Origin of the sequence: Verrucosispora sp. SN26_14.1 (assembly GCF_004307965.1) — a bacterium.
Classification (GTDB): domain Bacteria; phylum Actinomycetota; class Actinomycetes; order Mycobacteriales; family Micromonosporaceae; genus Micromonospora.
This window is the reverse complement of the sequence record NZ_SISL01000430.1, coordinates 1-5,026: the sequence shown is the minus strand read 5'-3', so window position 1 is coordinate 5,026 and position 5,026 is coordinate 1. Positions and strand designations below refer to the sequence as shown.

Below are 5,026 nucleotides of genomic sequence, written 5' to 3'. Positions count from 1 at the left end.
ACGCCGGAGTCGACCACGGCCACGGTCACCCCGGCGCCGCGGGTCAGCGGCCAGGCCGCCGACGGACCCAGTCGGGCCACCGCCCACGGCATCCCGGTGGCGGTGACCGGCGACGCACCGACGCAGCCGTCGGTCACCGTCGGCAGGGCCGGCGGCTCGTTCTGGCGGGACTGGGCGGGAGCCGCCGGTACGGCCAGCGCCGTGACCACGACACACGTGCCGAGCGCAGCTCGGGAGACCGTTCGTCCGACGGGCACCGCCGTCTCCTCTCAGCCGGTCCGGTCGGCCGGCGACCTCGGCGGTCGGGCCGTCGGGTCGTCGTCGTGCCGGTGCGGGTCGTCGTGGCCGGGCCCCTCACCCGGGGGCGGGTCGGCAGACCGGTTGCGGGCCCGCCGTGACCACCAGGCCAGACCTCCGGCTGCTGCGGCCAGCAGGAGCACCACCAGCGCGGCGACCGCTGCCGGGCCGGGGGTCGCGTCGTCGGCGAGGGTGGCGAGCCCTTCGTGCCGTTCCTCCTCGGGAAGGGTCGCGGTCACGGCGGCGCCGGCGTCGACCATGCCGAAGCCGGTCAGCGGGTCCGGGACGCGCGAGGCGGCCGGGTTCGCGGTGACCCGCAGCCGGTGGGTCACCGCCGCCGCGTCGAGGTTGGGCAGTGCCGCCCGGACCAGCGCCGCGGCCCCGGCCACGAACGCGACCGCGTACTGGGTGCCGCTGCTGGCCCGCGTCCCGTCCCTACCGGCGACCAGGGTGGCGATGTCGATACCGGGGGCGACCAGGTCGACCCCACCGCTGCGGTAGTCGGCGGCCAACTGGCCGTCGGCCCCGACGCCGGCCACCCGCAGCAGCCCGTCCGCGTCGTCGGGGACGGTCGCGGCGCCGGTGTCGGTCGACGCGCCGGCCACGACCACCACGTCGTGCGCGAGCGCGGTACGGATCGCCTCGGCCACCTCCGGGGCGGCCGGGTCGACGTAGCCGCCGAGGGCGATCACGGTGCTGCCGGCGGAGACGGCGACCTCGATGCCGGTGGCGACGTCGGCGGCCCGTGACTGCGGGGTCGTCGTCACCACCCGCACCGGCAGCACGGCCGAGGCCGGGGCGACGCCGCCGCCGGAGCCGTCTGCGTCGTCGCGGGCCGCGATGATGCCGGCCATCGCGGTGCCTGATCCGAGACAGTCGACGTCACCACGCTCGTCACCGGCGACGATGTCGACCCCGGTGGTGACCCGCCCGCCGAGCGGGGCACGGCTGCCGTCCACCCCGGAGTCGATCACCGCGACCAGGACACCGCCGCCCTCGGTGAGTTTCCACGCCTGCTCGGCCGCCAACTCCTGCTGTGCCCAGTCCGAGCCGGTCTGGGGGCCGGCGGTGACCGCGCAGCGGCCGGTGCCGGGCGCCGGGGAGCGTGCCGGGCTCGGGGTGGTCGCCGGTCGGCTGCCCGGGGTCGGTGTGGTGGGGGCGCCGACCGAGGAGAGCATGCCGTAGCGGACTCCCTCGCCGTAGGCGTCCCACGGCAGCACGATGATCCAGCCCGCCCGCAGCTTGTCCGGGTCGGTGAGCCGACCGCCGTCGGGTTGTACCCGGCCGGCGTTGAGGTGCAGGACGTCGGTGGTCCGTGCGGTGGTGCCCAGGAACCGCTGTGTGATCACCGACAGTCGTTCCGGTTCGCCCTGGTAGGACGAGGTCACGACGTAGTACTTGGCATAGGTCTCCACCGGGGCGGCGACCGCCCGATGCGGTGCGACCAGCGACGCGACGACAGCCAGCACGAGCAGCCGGCACCACCATCGGGTCCACGAACGCCGCTGTGCCGTCACCGACCGCCTCCTCCACTCGGGTGCGTCCACCTCACGTCGACGCCTGCACTACGCACGCCGGGCCGGGCCGGTTCACCACACGTGTGGTCGGTGATCCACAGGGTTCGTTCGACGGTGCTATAGATGGACGATATGCGGCCCATCGCGCGCGCGGCGTCCGGCGGTCCCCCTCAGATCCGTCGCCTCGACGCGACCCGGCACCGCCGAGTGGAGGGCCTGTTCGACGTCTGGTTGGAGCCGCGACCGGACGGCGCGTTGGCGGCCGTGGGGGCGGACGGTCCGGCGCTGACCGCGAAGGACATCGCCGACCTGGTACGCCGGTCGGGGGCTGCCGGTGACGACGTGCGGATGCTGACCGCCGACGGGGAGCGGCGGGCGAGCCTGTTCCGCGAGGTCGCCGCCATGCTCGGTCAGGACGTGCTGATCACTCCGGCGGGTGCCGACGTCCACCATCGGTGGCTGCCCGACGAGCCGGAGGCGCCCCGGGACGCGGTCGCCGTGGGGCGGGCCAGCGGCGACCCCGTCGACTGGACGGTGCTTCAGCCGCCCGGCCTGGAGTCGTCGCTGCCGGGCTGGTTCGATCTGGTCGACGGGACCGTGCAGGCCCGGACGGGGACCGTCGTGCTGGCGCTGCCCGGGGGGCTGGCGCTGGCGACCCGGGCCGATTTCACCGCCCGGCGGGCGGCGGTGGCCCGGCTCGCCCCGGGTGACCCCGATCTGGTCACCGTGGCCGTCACGGTCCGGTCCGCCGGGTTCCTGGTCGGCGACTACCGGGGCACCCAGGAGATCCTGACCGGCCCGGCGCTGGCGGCGGCCCTGTCCAGCCTGCCGTTGTACGGCGGGGACCTGCGGCTGTGGCTGACCTGGCCGGCTGATCCCGCCGAACGGGTGCGGTTGGCCGCCGAAGTCGCCGCGCTCGCCGAGGCCAGTGGTGCGACGGTGTGGACGCCGCCGGTCGGTGGCACCGCCGAGATCCTTGCCGAGTCCGGTGACCTGCGGGCGCTGGACGCCGGCGGCGCACCGGGGCGTTGGCACGACCATCAGCCGGACGACGGGTCCGGCGGGCCGCCGCGCTACCTGAGCACCGCCGACGGTCGACTGCTGCCCACCACCGAGGTCATCATGGCCGGTCTGGCGGCGGCCCCTCGCACCAGCGTGACGCCGGCCGACGTGCCGACCGACGCAGGACCGGGTCGTCGGCCGGTGCTGGCCGCCGATCCGCAACGCCCCGCCGGGTACGGCGTGAGCTGGTTGACGGACGGGCTGCCGGTGAACACCGCCCCGGTCGAGTTGTACGTGACGACACCGGTGTCGCCTGCCGAGGTGCTGGCCGACGGCGTACCGGCTGCGGAACTGTTCCTGATCGGTCGTCCCGATCTGGCGCAGGCCGCCGCCGGCCGCCGGGGCGGGTACCTGTTCCGGGCCCGGGTGGCACCCGGCGGGGCGGTCCGGGTCACCTCTCTCGACCTGCACGTGCCCGCCGACCTGCAGCACCTGCTGGCGCAGGCCGACGCGTACCTGCTGCCGGCCGGTCGGCTCGACCGGGTCCGGATGCTCGCCGCGTACTCCCTGGACCGGGCCTCGGTGTCCACGCTGGAGCGGGAGTTCGACGAGCCGGTTCCGGTCCGGTTGCGGTGTGCCGGGGCCCGGCACGGGGTGGTCGGCCTGCCCAACGACGCGGACCGCTGGCCACGGGCCCGCTTCGGCCGCTGCTACGCGCTGGTGCCCGTCACGGCTCGGGCGCTACCCGGCGGTTGGCTGCCCCTGCACCGCGAGCAGCCCGGTGTCCGGGACGGCCACTGGCTCGTCGAGCTGCGGGTGCCCGCGCGGCGGGCGATCGACGTCGCGGCCACCGCGGATCGGCTGGACAGCCTGCCGCTGGTGCGCTCGCGGGCCCCGCGCCTGCGGGCCGCCGGGATCGCTCTGGTGCTGCCGACCCGGGCCTACCCCCGGGCGACGGTCACCCGCAGGTTCCGGCCGACGGCTCAGGGCTGGATGGTCGTCCCCGGGTCGTCGGGCGCCGTGTCGTTGGCGGCGATGCTGTCGGCCGTGCCGCCGTCCGCCTGAGTCGGGGCGACCGGTTCGGTCGGGGTCGGCACCTCGACCACGATCGACCATCGGGCGCGGAGTACCTCCCCGGTGAGCACCGGCACCACTGCGCCACCGCTGTCCGCCGCCATCCGCCGCGCAGCCCGCAACCGTGCGCCGCGCAGCCCGCCGCTGAACACGACGGCCGCTGTGCTGCCGGGGTCGGGCATGTCCAGGGGGAACTCGTCCAACCATCGGGCGCCGGGCGGCGGGTCGGCACCGAGCGCGTCGCCGACGACCATCACGTCCACGTCCGCCGCCAGCAGTTGCCGGGCCAGTGACGCGGCCCGTTCCCGGCAGGCGACCGGGTCACCCGTCACGGTCAGAACGTCCGGGGTCCGGGCCAGGTCGACCCAGAGGCCCCACCCGTCGCGGTGGCCCAGCCGGACCTGAACCCGGGCACCGGTGAGTTGCTCGTCGTCGGCCAACCAGGCGTACGCGGGCGGGGCGGAGGGGCCGGCCGCACCGACGAGCTGGACCCGCAGTGCGGTGGAGGCGTCGTCGAGGTCGGTGCGCAGTTTGGTGTATCCACTGGTCCCGCTCTCGGGCCGGGGGCGCACGGCGGATTCCGGCGGGCCCGAGGCGAGCCGCTGGTCGCCCCCGTCGCGTGAGCTCGACGCGACGATCGGACCGGGTGCCGTGGAGGCCGGGCCGCCCGACGTGACAGCCGGGCCGCTCGGACGGTCCGGCGCGTCGGTGGTGTCCGGGCCGTCAGAGAGGTCCGGGGCGCTCGTCGAGTCCGGTCTGAGAATGGTGCGCCCGGGGCTCGGCCCGACTTCGGTGGTCAGGCCGACGGAGGCGGGCACCGGTGGCGGGACGGCGGTTCTCCTGTCGGGGGCGGATGCCGGGACGGTGACCGGCGCTGCGGTGTCAGCCGGAACGACGACGGCGGGCGTCGGCGGACCGGATGCCCCGGTGGCCTGCGGTCGGGGCACCGGGCTGCGCTCCGGTCGGACCCGTGGTGCGGGTGGTTCCCCGATCGGAGCGGTGTCGGCCTGGCTCGTTCCCGGCCGCCCGCGTCGCAGCATCCACAGCACGATCGCGAGCAGCATCACCATGACGCCGAACGCCGCCAACCGGAACAGGAAGCCGCCGAGGCCGTCCGGGTCGGGGGCGTTCGGCGG

2 protein-coding genes and 2 pseudogenes are annotated in these 5,026 nt (G+C 75.9%); 1 reads left to right on the top strand and 3 read right to left on the bottom strand.

The window, feature by feature from the left end; genetic code table 11:
* Positions 1-257, bottom strand: a pseudogene (locus EYA84_RS26185) (type VII secretion-associated serine protease mycosin); the annotation flags it as partial.
* Between the two features lie 12 nt (positions 258-269).
* Positions 270-1,814, bottom strand: coding sequence for a S8 family serine peptidase (locus EYA84_RS26180; RefSeq protein ID WP_131056295.1), 1,545 nt, complete (start codon positions 1,812-1,814; stop codon positions 270-272).
* Between the two features lie 132 nt (positions 1,815-1,946).
* On the opposite strand from EYA84_RS26180, the gene EYA84_RS26175 reads away from it, so the two are divergent.
* Positions 1,947-3,881 carry a hypothetical protein gene (locus EYA84_RS26175; RefSeq protein ID WP_131056293.1) on the top strand — a complete coding sequence of 645 codons (1,935 nt, stop codon included), beginning with the start codon at positions 1,947-1,949 and terminating at the stop codon, positions 3,879-3,881.
* Here the strand turns inward: EYA84_RS26175 and EYA84_RS32660 are convergent.
* Positions 3,800-5,026, bottom strand: a pseudogene (locus tag EYA84_RS32660) (hypothetical protein); the annotation flags it as partial. The gene EYA84_RS26175 and the pseudogene EYA84_RS32660 overlap by 82 nt on opposite strands.